13 protein-coding genes and 2 pseudogenes are annotated in these 19,151 nt (G+C 43.2%); 8 read left to right on the top strand and 7 right to left on the bottom strand.

Annotated elements, in window-relative coordinates; genetic code table 11:
• Positions 1 to 171 precede the first annotated feature (171 nt).
• Positions 172 to 1,092 (top strand): hypothetical protein, encoded by a 921-nt coding sequence (locus L1D23_RS11685; protein WP_239866470.1) that lies wholly within the window; start codon positions 172 to 174, stop codon positions 1,090 to 1,092.
• Positions 1,093 to 1,429: 337 nt separating this feature from the next.
• Here the strand turns inward: L1D23_RS11685 and L1D23_RS11680 are convergent, their stop codons facing one another.
• The 3 genes from L1D23_RS11680 to L1D23_RS11670 form a co-directional block, all read right to left on the bottom strand.
• Positions 1,430 to 3,079 carry an ATP-dependent helicase gene (locus L1D23_RS11680; protein WP_239866469.1) on the bottom strand — a complete coding sequence of 550 codons (1,650 nt, stop codon included), beginning with the start codon at positions 3,077 to 3,079 and terminating at the stop codon, positions 1,430 to 1,432.
• Positions 3,076 to 4,980, bottom strand: coding sequence for an AAA family ATPase (locus L1D23_RS11675; protein WP_239866466.1), 1,905 nt, complete (start codon positions 4,978 to 4,980; stop codon positions 3,076 to 3,078). Before L1D23_RS11675 ends, L1D23_RS11680 begins: the two co-directional genes overlap by 4 nt.
• A 1,114-nt stretch (positions 4,981 to 6,094) precedes the next feature.
• Positions 6,095 to 6,286, bottom strand: a complete 192-nt coding sequence (locus tag L1D23_RS11670) for a hypothetical protein (protein ID WP_239866464.1) — start codon at positions 6,284 to 6,286, stop codon at positions 6,095 to 6,097.
• Positions 6,287 to 6,589: 303 nt separating this feature from the next.
• Between L1D23_RS11670 and L1D23_RS11665 the strand changes: the two genes are divergently transcribed.
• The 4 genes and pseudogenes from L1D23_RS11665 to L1D23_RS11650 form a co-directional block, all read left to right on the top strand.
• Complete coding sequence (locus L1D23_RS11665) at positions 6,590 to 7,261, top strand: endonuclease (RefSeq protein ID WP_239866462.1); 672 nt, start codon at positions 6,590 to 6,592, stop codon at positions 7,259 to 7,261.
• Positions 7,262 to 7,539: 278 nt separating this feature from the next.
• On the top strand, positions 7,540 to 7,851 hold the full coding sequence (locus tag L1D23_RS11660) for a hypothetical protein (RefSeq protein ID WP_239866460.1): 312 nt from the start codon (positions 7,540 to 7,542) through the stop codon (positions 7,849 to 7,851).
• Positions 7,851 to 9,398, top strand: coding sequence for a S8/S53 family peptidase (locus tag L1D23_RS11655; protein WP_239866458.1), 1,548 nt, complete (start codon positions 7,851 to 7,853; stop codon positions 9,396 to 9,398). The genes L1D23_RS11660 and L1D23_RS11655 overlap by 1 nt, the downstream gene beginning before the upstream one ends.
• A 517-nt stretch (positions 9,399 to 9,915) precedes the next feature.
• Positions 9,916 to 10,573, top strand: a pseudogene (locus tag L1D23_RS11650) (helix-turn-helix domain-containing protein); the annotation flags it as partial.
• A gap of 308 nt (positions 10,574 to 10,881) precedes the next feature.
• Here the strand turns inward: L1D23_RS11650 and L1D23_RS11645 are convergent.
• The 4 genes from L1D23_RS11645 to L1D23_RS11630 all read right to left on the bottom strand — a co-directional run bounded on the left by L1D23_RS11645 (position 10,882) and on the right by L1D23_RS11630 (position 16,843).
• Positions 10,882 to 11,337: a hypothetical protein gene (locus L1D23_RS11645; RefSeq protein ID WP_239866456.1), complete on the bottom strand. Its 456-nt coding sequence runs from the start codon at positions 11,335 to 11,337 to the stop codon at positions 10,882 to 10,884.
• A 94-nt stretch (positions 11,338 to 11,431) separates the two neighbouring features.
• The gene (locus L1D23_RS11640; RefSeq protein WP_239866454.1) at positions 11,432 to 13,684 is read right to left on the bottom strand and encodes a hypothetical protein; all 2,253 of its coding nucleotides are present in this window, start codon (positions 13,682 to 13,684) and stop codon (positions 11,432 to 11,434) included.
• A gap of 170 nt (positions 13,685 to 13,854) precedes the next feature.
• Positions 13,855 to 15,405, bottom strand: a complete 1,551-nt coding sequence (locus L1D23_RS11635; protein ID WP_239866452.1) for a hypothetical protein — start codon at positions 15,403 to 15,405, stop codon at positions 13,855 to 13,857.
• Positions 15,389 to 16,843, bottom strand: coding sequence for a tyrosine-type recombinase/integrase (locus L1D23_RS11630; RefSeq protein WP_239866450.1), 1,455 nt, complete (start codon positions 16,841 to 16,843; stop codon positions 15,389 to 15,391). Before L1D23_RS11630 ends, L1D23_RS11635 begins: the two co-directional genes overlap by 17 nt.
• 297 nt (positions 16,844 to 17,140) lie before the next feature.
• Between L1D23_RS11630 and L1D23_RS11625 the strand changes: the two are divergent.
• The 3 genes and pseudogenes from L1D23_RS11625 (at position 17,141) to L1D23_RS11615 (ending at position 18,953) form a co-directional block, all read left to right on the top strand.
• Positions 17,141 to 18,397, top strand: a pseudogene (locus L1D23_RS11625) (ISNCY family transposase).
• Between the two features lie 214 nt (positions 18,398 to 18,611).
• Positions 18,612 to 18,776: a YegP family protein gene (locus tag L1D23_RS22235; protein ID WP_275667300.1), complete on the top strand. Its 165-nt coding sequence runs from the start codon at positions 18,612 to 18,614 to the stop codon at positions 18,774 to 18,776.
• A gap of 15 nt (positions 18,777 to 18,791) precedes the next feature.
• Positions 18,792 to 18,953 carry a hypothetical protein gene (locus L1D23_RS11615; RefSeq protein ID WP_239866448.1) on the top strand — a complete coding sequence of 54 codons (162 nt, stop codon included), beginning with the start codon at positions 18,792 to 18,794 and terminating at the stop codon, positions 18,951 to 18,953.
• Positions 18,954 to 19,151 lie beyond the last annotated feature (198 nt).

Raw genomic sequence — 19,151 nt, 5'->3', positions numbered from 1 at the left:
AAAGTCACAATAACCAAATTAATCCAACCTTCGTCCCCAAGGCTCCTTGACAGTGATACATATAGTAAGAATTATTGAAATGAGTCCTATTTAGAGTGATGACCGCATGTCCATTGTTAGTCGACAAATGCATCAAAATCTTATTACCCAACCATCAAGCATTTAAAATCTATGGTATTTTTCAAAAACGAAAGCAAACATGAAGAGCAAGCATACGCAGATAAAACGTTCTACATTTATACATCAAAACGTATCGACGATTCGCATGCTAAGCAGCGGGCTGTTTATAACATAGAAACATTTATAGATGAATGTAAACATTATTTTTACTATGAGATGAACGTTCAAAAGGTTTTTGATGAAGTCCAACTGCCCCAAAAACACCGCATACCAAAGTTTCTTCCAAAAATAAGTAAATTACGACATGATAACCACAACCGCTTTACCGTAAGAGTTAATAAACGATCACAGGTCGCCTCCTTCGGTCCTAAATCTAACTTGGGCCTACTATCTCAAGACTACAAGAATAGTGGAATTGGTCGTTACTGTATGGCCTATCTAGTTCGATTGCTCGTAGAACGCAAGATGGGTGAATATAACGTTACTTCGCCCTCTCTTTCGTTACAAGACGCTCAGACCGAAGAAGCGCGGAATGTCCGCAACTATTTTTACTTAAACTCCGGGTTTAATTTCGACGACATCAACATTGAAGCGGGTCACTGTAACATTGGTCAAGTTAAAGACCTAAAGCAAACACACAACCGGGGGAAGGTTCGTCGAATTGACTCCCAGTACTTGTTACCTATTACCTACAGAAAAAATCATAGCCTTCAACATCAATGCTTGAACTACGAGTACCAAATAGAACACCTTAAAAAGTTCGACGACGAAGCAAATGAAACTATTTCGCTTCATAAAGCGGTGTGCGTGGTGATGTTCCTTGCAGTAATATGGCTGTCCCCTTTGCCACAAAAGTGGTTGTTGGGCACTATCTTGGTAAGCGGGGTAATAGTAGTCTTAAATCACTATTACCTTTTGAAAGCCAAAAGTTGGTTTGGCAAGAAACTTCAGCAGTGGAAAAGTGCAAGTTAAATGGCTCATTCGCATAAGTGTGAAACGCGTAAAGCCAGACACTCATAGTTGTAGATTACTTTCATTATCTTGACTGCAAAATTGTAGTAGAAAAGGGCTATAAAAGGGAGAAGCCTGAGAATACGATAGGGGGAAGATCCGTAAGGTCTTTTCACAAGGCAGTATACCTTATAGTAGGGTATTAAAATGTGATAGAAAACGTTCTAATTCCGAAAGGGGTAATTGCAAGTTAGGAAGTGCCGTCTATGAACGCTATAGTTGAACAGAGATGGCTTAGAGTTGATGAGCTAAGCCATGTATCTCAGAAAGCTTCCCAAAACCAACTGTTATTCGGTAGTCAGCACTTGTAACCAAGGTATTCCTTTTGAGGTGTTCGTCGCTCGCTCCATCGCCCAGTGTATCCGGCAGGCCTTTGTCTCACATCAGAATGCGTTAGCACCAGTCTCCGCTTAGCACGTGATACCCCTACAAAGAAGGCACAGCGGTTAGCGTCTGGATCACCAAAAAAAATCTCGTTCTCAATAGCCATCATTATCACTGAGTCGTACTCAAGACCCTTACTTTTATGGATGGTTAGAATACTAACTGCTTGGTCATCAGAGAATCGATTTAATGCACTCAACAAGTCAGCATCAATCCTTCTTAGCTCATTTATACGATTACGAGTTTCGATTGCTATCTCATTAAGCCGGCTCTTTGACTCGTAGTCTGGTGATAAAGATGCGGCAGTTTCAACGCCAACGAACTGCAAGAATGAAAGAACTTTTTCCCACCAAGACGAATATCGTTCTCCACCAATATCCTTGTTTGAAATTGCTTGCCTTTCCCGCCGAATGAACTGACCAAAGCTTTGTTTGGCACCAAGAGAAGAATTCTCATCCTCGAGTGCAGTAAGGAGCTTAGACAACGTTCTCCATGCATCAGGGCAACGCTCCCCATAGAGACATTGAAGGTAATCAACGATGAGCCTGGCCAGCGGCTCGCAGGTAATATCTTGCATCTGTTGCTCATTACGATAAGGCACGCTACGGACTTCAAGAGCCGCCATAAGTGGAGCGGCGTACAACTCGAGTTGTTTTGAGATTAGTATGGCTATTTCAGAAGTTGGTACCTGTTCGTCTCTAATCCACTGTAGCACCATATCAGCTATCCATTCGGCCTCATCGGCACAGGTGTCAAACCTTGACGAACTGATTTCTCCTCCCTGGCCAGTTAATTGCTCATCGAGCATGATAGATGAAGGATCCAGTGTACGAATTATCTCGTTCTGTAGACGCAGTAATGCCGGCTGTGACCGAAAGTTTCGATACATGTTTAAAGGTCTAGCTCCAAAATCTGTGGAAAATTTCAGGAAAATTCCTTCCAGTGCACCGGCCCAGCCCATAATCTTTTGTTTAGTATCACCAACTGCCGTAAGACGCGCACCTGTTCCAAGAAAAGCTAATTTAACCAATTCATATTGTTCATTGGTGCAATCCTGAAATTCATCGAGAAACACGTCACTATACGTTTGCCTGATTGCGTTTCTGGCAATGTCTGAACTCTGTAGAATTTTGATTGCTAAAGGGACAAGATCAAGAAACAGTATCTGTTGATGTCGAATTTTAACCTCACCAATCTTATAACCGATGTTCAACGCATCATTTCCAGAAAGTACCACCCTAAATCTATCAATAATGCGCTTTGCAAATGCATGGAAAGTGTAGCTATCCAGGCGAGAGCCTAGTTCCGCACCACAGCGACGCAATACCCGTTCTTTCAAATTCCTACTAGCGTCAACCTTGAAAGAAATCGCCAAGATTCGTTTTGGGTATCTTGATACTCCTGTGCGTAGAAGGAAATCTGCTCTTTGAGCCAGCATTTCCGTTTTACCTGCCCCAGGCCCTGCAGTAAGCGCCAGAGATTGATTTTGCTCTGTTGCAGCGGTGTAAGCATTTGGTTCTAGTTGCAATCCATCCGAAGGCTTCCAAGAGTCTACTGGTATCATTCTGGTATAGCCTCAAGTTGCTCTTTAACTACACGCGCTAATCGGTTTATTGACTCAGGTATGTTTTGGAGTATGTCTTCATCAGTTAGTTTGGCGAATGCTTCGATATGTGATGCAGGTTTACTCCCCAATTTGAACCGTTGATGATAGGTGTTAAACAACTTTCGTTCATCATCATTATATTGTTCAAAGTTGAAATGGCTTTTACCCAATACAGCCTTAATGGTGGCTTCTTCAGGGGCTTCCTTCTGCACGCCATAGGCTTCCGGGTAAGCAATTAGCATCGAGAAGTCCAAGTCCATCGGATAGGAAAAATACACGCCGCGCTCTTCTAAGGCAGCACAATAATTTTCATAGTCCCTAACCATGTGTTCAACATTGTTCCACGAAGGTATCGCATGATCTGCTGGAAGAACTTTTGTGGGGTTAAATGCCGCTAATTGATCATTCACATATTTCATCCTTCCCCAACCAGCTTGATATCGAGCCACATCGAGGTCAAGCAGAGTTATGTAGGGGATTTCCAATACTGATAAAAGCCGCCAAAAGTGATTTACGTGCCGACCTCCGAGAGGGGCCACTGTTACAGCTGACTCATCAATTGGGATACCTTTTGCGGCAAGAAGTCTCGGAAGAACTATCTCTTCGCTATCGCCCTCTCCAAGCACTACTAAGCGAGAGAAATATATTTCAGGAAACGCTTGGACAGCTTGTCGGACAAATTTGTGCGCTTCATCTGAAGTTGGTGGCATCAGGATTTGCTTCACGTGAGTGTTGCGAGAAGCATCAAGGCGGAGGTAACGAATATCCTCAGGTTTTACACGGCGTAACATTGAAGGCGCGTGAGTGGCAATCAAAGCTTGAGCATCATCACTATTTGTGATTTCCATGAGTGCATTAACGATGCGACCGAGATAATGAGGCGAGAGGCTATTTTCCGGTTCTTCCAGAGCAATCACAGTGAAAACTGGTGGCTTTAACTTCTCAACATCGAATGATTTATCTGCACCACTGAGGACGGCTTTGTTGACCATTTGGGATGACAAAACCAAAGAAAGATACAGCATCGACTTTTGGCCGTCGCTCAAGCGGGTGAAGTCAACGAAGCCCTCGTCATGCCCTGGGCCAAAGGAAATCGAAGTGTACCTAAGTAGAGCTTCGACTTCCGATGCTACAAATGTAACCTTGGGGTCTGTGAAAAAGTTTCCTTTATGTAGTTTGTTCCAACTTGATGTTAGCCCTTGGCTCAGAGCCATGATGGAAGGATTTTCAACTAAACTACCGGTTATTTCTCCTGCCAGTCGACTGATGGTTTCTCGTTCACCGTGCCACTTAATCGCACGTAACATTCTCCCTAAAATGGCGTTGGATCCATATGCAACATGGTCTGCTGGATCGCGTCTAGCTGGAAGATAATGAACATGAATATGATTGCGTTCACCACGCGGAACCCTCGCTAAGCTAAGCGGAGAATCATCAGGGTTTACTTCAAGCACATAATCGAATGATTCTTCAATATCTCCATCAATTCCCATCGTTGCTGTAAGACGATAACGAACTCTAGGTAAGCCGTCGGGAACGTCCAAACGCATGTGTCCGAAGTGAGGGGCAACTGTGTTGCTATCGCTACCTTCTTTTAGCTCTGGAAAGGAGAATTCAGCTTCAAGCCAAAGTGTTCTTTCCTCGGGAGTTTCCTCTTCCCTTAAAGGTACGTGAAAATCTGAGCGATGAATTTTCCGCATGGCAGGATTGAAACCGAACATTCGACTCAACGCCAATAGTGCTGCTGTTTTTCCAGAGCCATTCGGACCAATTAAATAGGTCATGTCATCGAGAGTAAGGGTTGTTGGCTCAAGCCCAAACGATTGAAAATTTGATAGTCTGATAAAACTTAGTTTCATATTTGTCCTAAATAAAAACTTTGTGATTATTCGATTAATAGAAGTGGCCTATCGATTTAAATAGATCTTCCTTGTCACTTCATCTCATAACGCCCTATAAGGGCTAGCAACTGCACCTAGTTCGTTCGCTGCATGGTGTTTATTCCATCAGTGGTATATACAGTTGCATTGAGCGTTAACGTTACATTCTTAGATGCTCAGCGTTCGTGCTTGTTGCCCCGTTATTCCGGCTAACAACACATCAACACTATCTAACTTATTTGGCGACAATATACCATGTAGTGCATAGAACAAGATTTGATTTTGATCGCGGGGAAATCTGATTTGTTATTGATTAATAAGCCAGAAATTCTCATTTACATGACGAGTAGGTATGGGGACAGGATTAGTTTTAATAAGGAGAGATTTGTGATCTTAGAGCTAAGTGAAGAACAACCGTAAACTTAGAAAAGGGTAAATATAAACTCAGGTTGCTTTGCTGTTAGAGTTGCCGATAGAATAAACACCATCAATGGCAGCGGGACTATGTTAGTACATTGATGTCGACTCTGATGAGTCGTTGGCCGCGCCGCGATAACCAAAGACCTCCGCAATTTCGATAGCTTTGGTATCAGCATCGACCTAACGTAACGTATGATAGAGCCACTATATCGTTAGATTTTACTTGTAGTACTGATAACGTCGTTTGGAATTATGCTTCCAACTTTTGGTTAAGTCATAAACATACGATGGATAGCCATCCCACGGATTAGCCAAAGATCTTCCTCGCTCGGCACGTAGCTTTATACTCAATCTTATGAAGAAAGAAATAGCTTTTTTCCTGTTTTGTTGAAAAGTACTTGTGAGTTCCACTCCCAACGTTTGGATACACATCCCAGATGTATTGACACTGATGTTTGATACGGCTTCGGTACTGCTGTTTTAGCTTTTTCATTTATCCTCCAGGTTTACATTACGTAGAAGGGGTCCTCTGCAAAGTAGCTTATTCGTCCACCTTTAAGTCTAGCAATATAGATAGAACCTGAGATCATGACCAAAGCTTATCAAGCGAACTAGGCTTTTTAAAACATATTTAGAAGCAAAGTTGCGTTCGCTAGTATGTGCAAGAGTGACGTCAGTGTTGTAATTCGCCACTAAACGCCATAACGTACTTTACAGCCTGACTCAGTACAAGTTCGCTAAAGTTGATCGTTAAATCGATATCAGTCAATACAATGAGTAAAAGTATATCGGCGTCTACACATTCGTTCATTAGATGCCGATCGATGTCTTCCACATCAATTTTCATCACAGCTTCACTCATCATTTCAAGAAGTTCGTTTAAGCATTTATCACAATCCCACCTTGCTCGATGGATATGTGTTAAGAGTATGTTTTTTGTATCCATCCCACTAACTTATCAATTTCCATGTATCGATAAGCATGGAATTTGACTGAATTAGTGTGACCAATGATGAGTTTCTAGAACAAGGTTCAACACATATTTCTGGAAAAAAGATAGTAGTCCTGAGTTTATGGAAATAAAAACTTTGACCAAGTCATCATGCTCAAAACTGGACAATAATTGTTCTATTGAGTTGAAACCTAATTACATAAGGATAGCAAAGGCATGAAAGCTCTACCTACAACCCTATTACTCTTAACATTTTCTATTCAGGCAGAGCAAACTGTCATACCTGATTACGACTCGGCACGTGATGATTGGTTTTGGGATAAGTTATATACCTATGGAGGATTAGGCCTCTATTGCTCCATACCTTTTGACGATAAAGGAATTTATATCAACCATAAAGGCCAGCCAAAGAAGATGACCTTAGAGCATGTCTATTCGGCAGATTGGATCGCGGATCACCATGGGTGTGACAATAGAGATACGTGCGAGACTGCATCTTATAAGAGGGCGGAGGCTGACCTACATAACCTTTGGGCTACTCATGGCGGTGTTAACTCCTCCCGAAGTAATTATCCATTCAGTGAGATACCTGATGAAGTCTCGGAGAATAGGTACCTTACTAAGGGCTGTGGTGATTTTGAGAGAACATACGGGGTGAGCAAAGATGAAATATTCGTAGAACCTCAGGATGTTGTTAAAGGCCGAATAGCTCGCTCCATGCTCTATATGAACTCTGAATACGGTTTGCCTTTAAGAGGGATGGAAAGCTTAATGTTACGTTGGCATATTAAGTACCCTGTAGACAGTGAAGAGCTGTGGCGAAACTACGCTGTATATAAACTACAGGGTACTTATAACCCTTGGATTAGTCAGATAAACAAACCATAGTGCTCCCATTTGATAGCCAAAAAGTAATGGCTACATCGACCAGTAAGTCCTGCGAACAACATTAGCGTTGGCAGGTCTTTGGATAAAAGTGTGTTACGTGCTTTTTAACACTATAACTTTTCAGATTACTTCTAGTTTGGGAGTTCACGTATAGCTGGTCAAATATCCTTATCTACTACGTGACGAGTTGGAAAGCGTCTTAGTGCTTCTCGTCACATCTAAGTATCTCACATAGCTCCTATACTTAGTTGTTAGTTAACGAAGGTGGGTTAGGAAATATGAACGATAAAGAAATCACAATTCACATACTGGACAACGAATCATCCCAAGGAAGGAGTGGAACGTATTCATCTTCTTCTAACAACTTAAGAGCCGTTGTCTTAGATGAAAGCTCATTACAAAGTTCAATTCAGGCTTGTGAAACCATTCTAAATGAACTTGAACAAACACAGAGTCTTGATGAGTTTCAGGTCGATAGTGTCAACTTTTCACTGGGACTTAGCGCGCAAGGGAAAGTCGGTTTTTTAGGTTGTGGTGCCTCTCTAACGGGCACAACTTCGATTTCAGTCTCGTTTAAAAGGAGGGGGTGATGGAACAAGCAATCGTGAGTTATTTACCACCACTGTCAATTGATAATGATATGTATGCCATTGAAACAGAATTGTCAGCGGTAGATGGTTTTCGGGGGATCGTGAAAACAATTGGCTCAGATAATGCTGTCGTGGCTAATGTAGAAGACAGTTTGATTGAAGAATGGATACAAGTAGTAAGAGCTAAGGACCACATAGACTACTGTATTAAAAATTACTCCCTTACAAAGTTTTCTTATCAAGAGCACGTGCTTTCAAATCAACTCCCTCAAGAGGAGATTAACCCATTTGAATTGCGGTCCCGCCATAGAATGGAAAACCCTAGAACTGCGAAAGGTATTAAAGTTGGTGCAATCGATACGGGCATATCAAATCATCCGTATCTCTACAGCAGAACCTTCAAAGAGTGTTATAACAATCGTAATAGATGGCATCAAATTATTCGTGGCAACCACTATGTAGAAACGGTTGTTCAGAACCTAGCTGCAATTGAACCAGCGGTTGGAGATAGTGACTATGGTTCATTTGTCGACCATGCAAAGTCTGAGTTATCAAAACTAAGCGATGGCCTATGGGAGGAGTCGCATAGACAGATTAGACAGAGGAATAGAGTGGATGATTTAGACTTCCTCGTTGATCACGGAATATGTGGATTGTTGGGCTTGATTAGCCTAGATAGTCGAAGTTATGTTGGCGGCAAAAATCAATATGACATCACAGATACCGATGGCCATGGTACATCGATGGCAAGTATCTATTCTGGGTTTGAACAGACAAATAACCTTGTCGATGAACACCCACTATTACCACTGACACTAAATATGGCCACTCATTCTGAACTTGTTGTTCTGAAATGTATGGGACATCCGAAGGGCAGTATTAACGAGCGATTTGATGCCATGCTTGAAGCACTAGACCATGCAGCTTCAATTGATTTAGATGTTCTTTACATTGGAATCGGCTTTATTGAAAGTGATTTTGGGGCGCGTAAGATTAAAGCTCTTGAAAAACGCTTAAAAATATTGAGAGAGACTCATGATTGTTGCGTGATTTGTGCAGCAGGAAACGATTTATCCGAGTTAGCCTTTCCAGCTGCAGCTGAATATTCAACAGCCGTAAGCTCGGTGAATTTTTCTGGTCAAACTTTTACATTAAACTCTCACTCCGCATTTTGTGGTCACGAAGATGACGAGATTGAATTTTGCGCATTCGGTGGAGATGATTCATCGGTTCCCAACAAACTGAATCTTTTGCCAAGTCTCCATTATGGGTTCGCTTTGAACATGGGGACATCGGTGTCGGCGGCTATCGCAACAGCAATTATATGTGCATACAAAAGCCAAAAAGTAAACAGTAAAATAAGAGAGAACGCTGGTTTGCATGTGAGGTTAGATGATCCCAAGGAGTTTACAGATACTGTCTGTAAGTGGGAACTAAGCCTAGAAGAGTTGTTGAAAGAAATGCGCGGACAGGCGTTTGGTTGTTCACCTAGCTATATTAGACAATTTGGAGCAGGGCTTATCCGCTATCCGCTTGATTCCTATTGACCTCTCCACATGAGCATGAGCCCACAACTACGCTGACTGTGGGCTCTAACTAGAATTACCTTCCTGTATTCTTACCCCCATACTCAATAGCATTTCTCATTTACCAAATGATTGCTACCAACAGCAGCCGCACAGTTTGTATAGCTAGGTTGCCTCACTTATTTGACCATCAAGGAATTGGTAATGTGGTTTTATAGGTAACCTTGCTATTACTGTTCATGATGGTCTTCAACAAAACAGGGGAGGGGACATATGGGCTTCTATCATCAGAAAATATTGATCACTACACTAGGGTGATCACAGTGGAGATTAACGGCACTAAGTAAGAAAGCAACAAAGGTGAGTTTGGGTTCTGTACATACTAAGAAGAAACATATGAGCAATGTGCATGTTTTGCATATTAGCTAAATTGTATTAGTTCCGACTAGATCTGACACTTCAACTTGAAAAGAAGAGAGTTACCCACTTTGATTAAAGGTGCTGAATCACTAATCAAAGACAATAAGAAGGAACTCTCATGCTTCATACTAGCAATCCAATCATCAAACACAAAGCTGGCCTTCTCAATATTGCAGAAGAATTCGGCGATATATCAAAAGCCTGTATGGTTATGGGGTATCAAGGGACACTTTCTACCGTTACCAGGAGTTGGTTGAAACTGGCGGTATTGATGCTCTAATTGATCAAAATCGAAGACCCCCAAACCTGAAGAATCGAGTTGATAGTGAAACGGAGTAAGCCGTTCTCAATTACGCCATAGACTTCCCAGCTCATGGGCAAGTTCGAGCAAGCAACGAGCTACGTAAACTCGGTGTGTTTATCTCTCCAAGAGGCGTCCGTTCAATCTGGCTTCGTAATGACTTAGAAAACTTCAAAAAAACCTTGCTGCCTTAGAAAAACAGGTCGCAGAGAACGGTATCATTCTATGGGGTGAGCAAGTTGCAGCCCTTGAGCGCAAGAAACATGATGATGAGTCTTGTGGTGAAATAGAAACAGCGCACCCTGGCAACCTCGGCTCTCAAGACACGTTTTATGTTGGCGCCCTTAAAGGTGTTGGACGCATCTATCAGCAGATGTTCGTTGATACCTACAGCAAAATCGCCTTAGCTAAACTCTACACGACAAAAACACCAATCATCGCAGCAGATATATTGAATGATAAGGTTCCACCGTTCAAGTAATCACCATTAATCTAACGATAGTTAGATTAATGGTGATTACTTATTTTATGGTAAATAGATTATGTTTAATTGCAAACTATCCATATAACCTTTTACTAACCGAATCTTTTAATATTTTGAAGCTTCTGATACCACATGTTGTAAATCACTTAATAGTCAGCCATTTGCAAAAGTAGATCGTTAAAAACGTTATACTCTCTACATTTAGTACACGTTGAGTAGGGGACGTATTTGGCCAGCCTCTTTCTGTCACGGACCAGCGACACACGATTTCTGGCCACCGCCAGTTGCAACTCTTCTTCTCAATCTTTATCTTGCTTCTGGCTCTGGTGTAATTCACGAATAAGGTATGGAGACAGGCAACGTTCAATATTGCAGACTTGGGTTTGCAATCTTATGGTTTTTGCCATGCTAATGATACATTCAGTGTTGTCCTGCAGTATCTTGCGCGATGTTTCTACTTGTTCTATGAGACGCGCATTGGCCTTCTCTAAATCTGCTCGCGTCATCGATGCGGTGTCTTTCAAGGTTTTACCTAATGTGCCTGACACGGCGTCTTTCTGTTGTGCCGCAAAGGCCTCAATGAGACTCTTTCGACTAGTTAGGGTTGAGCGAGTGTTGATCAACCCCTTAGCGTTCAACCGTCTAAATAGATTTGCCTGTGTAATTGGAGACTGTTCAAAGCCCTCATCACACATCCTGATCAGCTCTTTCTCAATGGCGGTGTCCAGTTCATGCCCTTTAAGTTTGTAAGTCATTTCTCGCTCCTAAATGGCTTTGCTTGACATTAACGATTATTTTCCTTGAGCTTCCTTAGTGGATTACAAGTACCCGTATTTAAGACTTGTTTATTTACAGTTTACGGTGTTCAAGCGCGAACAGACTGGACAACATTATAGGTTTCTTCATATTGTCCAATTCCAATAGGCTGATTTGAATTTTTTCATCTTCAAAGGTCTGAGACTGACCAAGATGGTACTGGATGTGAACCTTTCGCAAGTTGAGGGCCGTAAGTATTTCGTCAGCCTCAGTCACTTCCATATGACCGGTCATTTTCATTTGATTGATGATCGCAAGCTCAGATTCGATGCACGCTGCCAGTTGTTCCACTTTCTGAAGTTCACCTTCCCGTCCCGTAAGGGTGAAATATGGGCAAGGGCTACCATCCTGACACTTCATGTTGTAAGGGCATTGGAATGTGGCCAATTTGCGACGGCAACTGCCAATATCCATAGGATTCAGGTCAGTATGGCGCGCCGCGGTTTCTTGCTTTTCTTTGTCGGAAAGGATGCCAAACATTTCATCAAACTCACTAAAAGCATTACTGCTAGAATTGCTTACCACATCAACGACGAACGCAGCTTTATCTTGCGTAGTCGTGTGGGTATTCATCGCCTGAGCAAGTGCATTTCCAGAGCTAAGTTTAGGGTTCAAACCGATCTTGCCTTGCGTTTTAATACGCCCAAGTGCTGTCTCTTGTTTAAAATACGAATCTGGGTTGCCCACGGTTACCAGTTCCGTTGAGACTGCTCTCTCGGTAATGGCAAGGTGCTGATAATGTTCATTTTGAGTGAAGTCTTTACGCCCCATGAACATCGCTTGAAGGTGGTCGGTAACCCCCGCAATGGCAAAGAAAGTGTTAATGCCATGACGTGGGATGTGACTGTACATTATGGTGTTCTCGCCGTTTTCGTCAGTGAGGGTGTATTTGGCAAAGATGCTGCGCTGACAATTTTCCTTAGCACCGTAACCCAGGAAGGGGATCAGCACGAACTTGTCAATTACTTGCGGCACCACTTTCATCGCGCCTGTACGTTTGGTGGCACCACTACCTTCAGGAATGATGAATAGTAAGTCCTCATACGGAATCTCACTGACGGCTTTAGTTTTGGCGTCCGTAGTGCGATAAATGAAGTCATTCGATATACGGGCGTCACTCTCGATAGTGTGGCGGATAAAGCGTTCTAGGTCCGACTGTGTATAGCGAATATCTTTTGCGTTGTTGCGGCCAAGATCGATAACTGAGTGAGGCTTAATGCCCAGACCACAGTTTTTGATTTTCTTCGTAGCTTTATCCCTTAAATCTCTCCGACCACGCCCTCCCGTGGTGGCATATTCAGAGGTGGTCTCATAGACCTCATCCACAATATTATCGAGGCTGACTAACGGTTCGTTCATTTCTATCACGTTGTTGTGGCGTGTACGCCACGCTTTCGGTAGATACGATTCAAAGTCCGTTTCCCGGACGTACTCTATCTGGGCACGAAGTTTCTCTGTTAACACGATGGTGTCGACCCAAAGCTCATCAACAATCTCTACTGCAAGTGGCTCAAGCCAGTGAGTCCGATGACCAGCGCCTTTTTCACCCAAATATACAATGCCGACGTAGAACGTAGACAGACCACGTTGTTCCATCATCGCTTTAGTGGCGCGATCTTCGATCTCCACAACTTTAAAGCTATTGTAGCGCAGAGCCGCAGCCTCCATGTGGCGAAACCCGGTAACCATTAGCAGTATTACGAGGTTTAACACGATCCGCTCGCCATCGTGCTGTACCATGCCACGCAGTGCGACCACGTTCAAAAAGGTCTGAATGGAGAGGTTTTTTTCATGTTCGTCTTGATCGAGGTCTTCGCCGAACTCAGCCTTTTTGGCTTTTTTGCCAGCCTTGGTTGTTTTGGTCGCGACACCTCTTTGTTTCTTTTTGATTTCAAGAGGCGTTAGAGTGATCCCCAGGTAATTGAGGTGCCTAGCGATCACATTAGCATCATCATAATCCTTGCCTGCGTTAGTTATTGCAGTGTTGCCGGTACGCGATTGTGCCAGCATGTCGGTAGCCTGTTGTAGAAACTCGGATGTGATGTTGACTGGGTGTGGTTCAACGCCAGACATAACCATACGGACATAGACACGCTTCAATAACATCTGTTGGGCGTAGACCACCGAGCCGGACGGGTTGCTTCCTTGATAAAGTGACACGCAGTAGGCTTTCATGAAGTCGACATAAACCTGAATGATATTTAGCGTCTTGAAAGGTTCGTCTTCCGGTTTGAATAGACCACCTAATCTGCGAGCGTTGATTTCATGGAAGTTAATAGTCGTCAATGCCTTCGCCAGGAAGCCCTGAGAGGCCTGAGCATATTTCCAAACATTGGTCTCCCATGAATAGAGCGCGTCGAGATTGGTGACGCCCATATTCACATCAGGCAGTAAGGCCGTCTCGAAAAAGGTTTTTTGAGCCGTGATATACTGCTCTAAGGCTTGGTAGTTGTGTTTCATCGTAAGCCCCCCTTGAGGCGGTTTATGACCATTTCAACTTCATTCTTGGTTTGGGTCGCGGCGTCAATCAACGGGTTGTTATGCTGACCTGCGTCTTGCGACGTTTTGACCAATTCAAATAGCTCTTGCGTGATAACTTCAAGGACAGTTTCATGCTTGTTTAAGCTTTTAAACGGGCGGAAATAGAAGCAGCCATAGCAAGATCGCACCAATGCAAGATGGCACTTATCTTGTAGCCGGTTGCAACCACCGATGCGGTGGAGTAGTTTACCCTTGAGCATGCTTGACACTGTTTTACCCGACCACTTAGACTCATCGGTGAGGTAACCGGTGAGTAGCAGTCCCATCATGTCTTTCCAAACAGGATTTTGGCCGAGTGCCTTGTGTTTCAGCAACGCCAGTTCTGGGGTCGACATGATGTAATACTGCGCCGCAACTGTGGTGGTTTGGCCGAGTACCATGGCAATTTCCTCAGCACTAGCCCCAGCCATTGCCATCGAATGGCCAATATTGTGGCGAAAATCATAGGCGGTATACATAGGGCGATGCATTTTTTTTAGGCGTATTTTTTCTTTTACATCATTCGGTTGAATGAAGAGCAACGCCTCATTTAACGCTTTATGGATCTCCCGCGATAATGTCTTGTTGACGTCCCCAGCATAAGGAAATAGTGCATCGTCATCCCCAATGTTAAAGCGATGTTTATATTCATCTATTAAACCTCCTATTTCCTGGTTCAAATTCACTTTAGGTACGTCAACGGGCACTGTTGGCTGTTTTGCTAAAGGGACGGCCACCTCGTAGAGCTTTAGTGCAGTTATATGATTGGCTGTGACCAGCTTCACTGAGCTACCGATTAGCATGGAAAACTGTTGTGGTCGGGGGCCTATAGCAAACGATAAGCCCAGTACGCAGAGGTTTTTTAAGTCCTTGTCCGCCAATGATCTGAGCCCTTCCTCTGTGCCAAATTCCACCAAACGATTGGCTATAAGTTTCTTAAAGTGGGTAGGCATGGTGTCTTCCACTTCTTGATAGCGAAGAAAAGGGTCAGTAACATTTGGGGACGCTATACAATTCAAAATTTCCTCATCATCAATATCGAAACCAGGGAACCCATGACGTATCAATGTTTGAGTGGCCGACTTGAGTAGATAGTAGTCCATTGAGTTGGTAGTCTTTGAGAGTACATCAAGTCGTTGTCTAAAGTGGGAAAATGAGACGTTCTTTGACTCTTTTAGAAGCTTTTTTAATGCGTTGAACCGAACATAACCAAGAGGTGCAGTGTGACATTCCGTATGTATCGAAGATAGCCATTTCAACAGCTTGTTGCTAAGATCATCTAAGTCAAATTTTTCAAGATGGGTACGCCCCATGCGGACATATTCCCAGCAGTCGTTTTTCGTCTGAACATATGGGGTATCGAACTCAGAGGCTTGGGTAATCTCCATCACACTCGGTAGTTCCATGCTATTTATAAACTCAACCTGTTCAGGTGTGAATACGGAGCTAATACCTTTGTGATCTTCTTTCTTAACTGAATGCAGCATCCCATTGATCCTTATAAAAATCAGTGTCACGGTTTACGTTGAAGTGATTGCGATACACCTCCATGAGCGTTTGATTGGCATGCTCTTGAATGAATCGCTTAGCGTATTTGGCTGGCATAATGGACTTCATAGCCCATCCCCCCATAACTCTCAACTGATCCTGCGCATCCTCCATAATCCCCTTAACATTGACCACTCCGTAGTCAATGTACCGACGCTTTTCCTTCTCATAAATGGCCGATAACATAGCATAGGCCCAAGTATGACGAAGCCAATGAGGGGTGATAGTTTCACTGATGAAGTCGGCATATTGTGGATCGAAATGTTCTGGGAAATGTGTCTTAAACGATTCAACGACTAGTTTAAATTGAGTCTGAATGGTGGTGTAGGACACCGGTTTGTAGGGTTTCAAAGAGGAAGCGAAGATGAAATCGTGCTCGCACTCATTAGGACGGATGAATTCGAAATAGATCTGAATTTTATTGTAGTCGTCGGCTGTGATTTCCACATCACGAATGCTATCTGCTGTCTTAATTTGTGGCTTGTTGTGACGCACATCGTCCATGGTGGCATCATTTAAATCATCCTCTTCCAAATTACGAACTCGCATGATCACTTTACTAGAGTCGCTCCTTAGTGGAAGGAAGGATTGTTTACGCAGCAGCAACGACTCTCCAATACGCAAACCATAGCGAACAAGCAAAGTTGTCAGCAGGTAATTACGCATCTGTACATCGTAACTGACGATGGGATTTAGTCGGTTTTCCTTAATAAGGGTGAAGGTTGCTTGAATACTGCCGTCTGGTAATTTAACTGGAACTGGCTTCATCACATCAGGCGTCAGAACACGGAAAAAATCTTCAAATTGCTCGCTGGTCATGCTGCGCAGGGTGCTGTAAGCCGGAACTTCTTTATTGGATTTCTTCCATTTCGCGAACTTGCGTTTTGAATCTTTCAAACGCAGTTTGATTTCGGTGCGCAAACGGCGCAACTGATGAGGATCTTCATCAAGGTAGGCCGTGGTCAAATAAACCCCTGACAAGAACTGAATAAAATTGCAGATTACCTGGCAATGTTTAGCTGCCGTTCGCTTTTTCTTAGCCAGCGATTTCTGGCTGTTGTTCGATGATGGTAGTTTGATCACATTGGCAATTTGTTTATCCGCAAGTAGGTAATCCCAGAAGGCCATTAGTTCGTGCGTCATCACATCAAATTCTCGGTAGTTTTGCAGATGCAAAGCATAGTCAAGGGTAATGCTATATTTGGCTAGCCAGAAGTCATAAAACAGCTTTATAGATGTGAGATAGCTTTTTTGTGTCGCCAGAGATTTCTCCATGAGTTCTTGCTCGGTCCAGCGAAATGCAAGCAAAGGTGGCATAGTGGTCACCATATCCAGTAAGCAATAAAACTTACCGTTGCAATTTTCAACCTTATACATATACAAATTCCCATTCGTAGATTTGACTCTTATGTACAAGAGTAGGTGTGGATATTTTGCTTTGTCAAAAATCTGAAAATTGTTTCAACTAGTTGAATTTGTTAAGTGGGTAAATTAGACATATACAATTTACTGCTAGTAGGGAATTTAACATAATATACATAATGCGCACTTAGCTTGTAAGAGCAAAGTTGTAATGTCACTTTTTAGCAAAGTTAAAATGTCTCTTTTTTAGGTTCCGCAGCTAGCCTCATTCTTATGTGAACTTATTTAAGGGACATTGGGATGTTGGTAACTATGAGTGACAAAGACCTTTCACGTTACAAAGTGATCAATAATGTTTGCGAACGTCGTTTACGCCGTGCGGATGCGGCTGAGATCCTTAATCTGAGTGAGCGCCAAGTACAGCGTCAGACTATCTTGGCCGTGGTTCGCAAGCATTATGCGGATTTCGGCCCGACATTAGCCCAAGAAAAGTTATTAGAAAACCATAACTTACCCGTTTCCAATGAGACCTTGCGCCAATGGATGATCGCCGATGGTCTCTGGGTGCCACATTCACAGCGTCAGCCTCGTATTTACCAACCTCGTTATCGTCGTGACTGTTTAGGCGAACTGGTTCAGATTGATGGCTCACACCACGATTGGTTTGAAGGACGCAGCCCTAAGTGCTGTCTCTTAGTTTACATCGATGATGCGACGGGACGGTTGATGAACCTGCGCGTCAGCGATACCGAATCCGCCTTTGATTACATGGTGGCCACACGGGAATACCTAGATCAACATGGCAAGCCTGTGGCATTTTACAGCGATAAACACTCGATATTTCGTGTCAACCAAGAGCATCTCAAAAAAGTGGGATTAACCCAATTTGGTCGTATTCTCGATGAGCTTGGGATTGAACTGATTTGTGCGAACAGCTCTCAAGCCAAGGGCCGTGTTGAGTGAGCGAATAAGACACTACAAGACCGATTAATCAAGGAGATGCGTCTACAAGGTATCAATACCATTGAAGAAGCGAACGCATGGCTGCCCTACTTTATTGAGGATTTTAACCGTCGCTTTGCAAGGCCTGCTAACTACCCTAAAGATCTTCATCGTCCTGTTAGAGAAAGCCAAGATGAGCTGGATGACATTTTTGCTTGGCAGACCACGCGTAAACTCTCGAAGTCGTTGACCTTCCAATATGACAAAGTGCTTTATCTGATTGAAGACACAGAGAAAAACAGCCGCCTCGTCAATGAAGTGGTCAAAATACTCGACTATCCAGATGGTCGAATTGCTGTCCAGTATGGCGAAAGAAAGTTAAGTTTCAGAACCTTCGACAAGCTGGCTAAAGTGGACCAAACTCAAGTCGTCGACAATAAAAGACTGGGTAAAGTCCTCCAATTTGCCCAAGAGAAGCAGGAAGAATTTGATAAAGCCCAACTTAGGGAAAAAAGGAGTCAAAGCGCACCTAAACGAACGGCTCAGAAGCGCGCTATAGCTCAGTTAAGGGCTCTAAATCCTGTTTTGGCAGAGCCGGATAGTTTCATAGCTAGTCATAAGCGTTAACTTTCCCATATTGGGACAGAAAGCCACTATTAAAGTATGTGGCTTCGCCTGACCTCCGCTGCTCGCTGCTAGTCTCGCGACTGCGCGCGGAGGACAGGCTAGCAACAGGTCACAGTCTGGTGATAAACAAAATAACGTCCTATATTAAAGGTGCAACCATGAGCATATTGAGGGTATCAAAATGGGATATTTTGAACTGAGAAAATCAGACAAGATGGCAGCGCAACTGCATGGAGAGCCGTATTACTTTGTATTGAAGGCGGGAAACGGCGAAGTCATTGCGACATCGGAGATGTATTCGTCAAAGCAAGCTGCACAAAATGGGGTAAAGTCAGTGCAGACAAATGGAAGCACAACAGACATAAGGGACCTAACATAGTCAAAGGAGTTGAGTATGGCCAAAGTAAATCTGTTCCACTCGAAAATGCCGGGAACTGCGGTATATCACGATGAAAGTACATGTGATGTAGGAAACAACATTGAAACCCGAAACAAGCAGAAAGGAACGGGAGGGAAACGTAAGTGTGCCCGATGCAAAGAAATACAAGCAAAGTAACCGGTACAAAAGAAATCAAAAAGAGCCAATCTGTGAAGGTTGGCTCTTTGTACTTAAAAGTCTTCCTCAGTCATAGCATTTTCATCAGAATCAGGTAGCGGAACAATTTCAAGCGTATCCGGATGGAATGACTCTTTCTGAGCTTCCCCGCTATTGGAGAGCCAAACACATTGAACCTTACCTACCGTTATCGAATCC

This window comes from Vibrio sp. Isolate24 (assembly GCF_022398215.1).
Lineage (GTDB): Bacteria > Pseudomonadota > Gammaproteobacteria > Enterobacterales > Vibrionaceae > Vibrio > Vibrio coralliilyticus_A.
This window is presented reverse-complemented; position numbering and strand designations above follow the sequence as displayed.

Excerpts from the sequence above, each read along its gene's own strand:
- L1D23_RS11670 (WP_239866464.1), bottom strand. The coding sequence starts at position 6,286 with ATGATGAGTGAAGCTGTGATGAAAATTGATGTGGAAGACATCGATCGG.
- L1D23_RS22235 (WP_275667300.1), top strand. The coding sequence starts at position 18,612 with ATGGCAGCGCAACTGCATGGAGAGCCGTATTACTTTGTATTGAAGGCG.
- L1D23_RS11655 (WP_239866458.1), top strand. The coding sequence starts at position 7,851 with ATGGAACAAGCAATCGTGAGTTATTTACCACCACTGTCAATTGATAAT.
- L1D23_RS11615 (WP_239866448.1), top strand. The coding sequence starts at position 18,792 with ATGGCCAAAGTAAATCTGTTCCACTCGAAAATGCCGGGAACTGCGGTA.
- L1D23_RS11630 (WP_239866450.1), bottom strand. The coding sequence starts at position 16,843 with ATGTATAAGGTTGAAAATTGCAACGGTAAGTTTTATTGCTTACTGGAT.
- L1D23_RS11675 (WP_239866466.1), bottom strand. The coding sequence starts at position 4,980 with ATGAAACTAAGTTTTATCAGACTATCAAATTTTCAATCGTTTGGGCTT.
- L1D23_RS11680 (WP_239866469.1), bottom strand. The coding sequence starts at position 3,079 with ATGATACCAGTAGACTCTTGGAAGCCTTCGGATGGATTGCAACTAGAA.
- L1D23_RS11685 (WP_239866470.1), top strand. The coding sequence starts at position 172 with ATGGTATTTTTCAAAAACGAAAGCAAACATGAAGAGCAAGCATACGCA.
- L1D23_RS11665 (WP_239866462.1), top strand. The coding sequence starts at position 6,590 with ATGAAAGCTCTACCTACAACCCTATTACTCTTAACATTTTCTATTCAG.
- L1D23_RS11635 (WP_239866452.1), bottom strand. The coding sequence starts at position 15,405 with ATGCTGCATTCAGTTAAGAAAGAAGATCACAAAGGTATTAGCTCCGTA.
- L1D23_RS11645 (WP_239866456.1), bottom strand. The coding sequence starts at position 11,337 with ATGACTTACAAACTTAAAGGGCATGAACTGGACACCGCCATTGAGAAA.
- L1D23_RS11660 (WP_239866460.1), top strand. The coding sequence starts at position 7,540 with ATGAACGATAAAGAAATCACAATTCACATACTGGACAACGAATCATCC.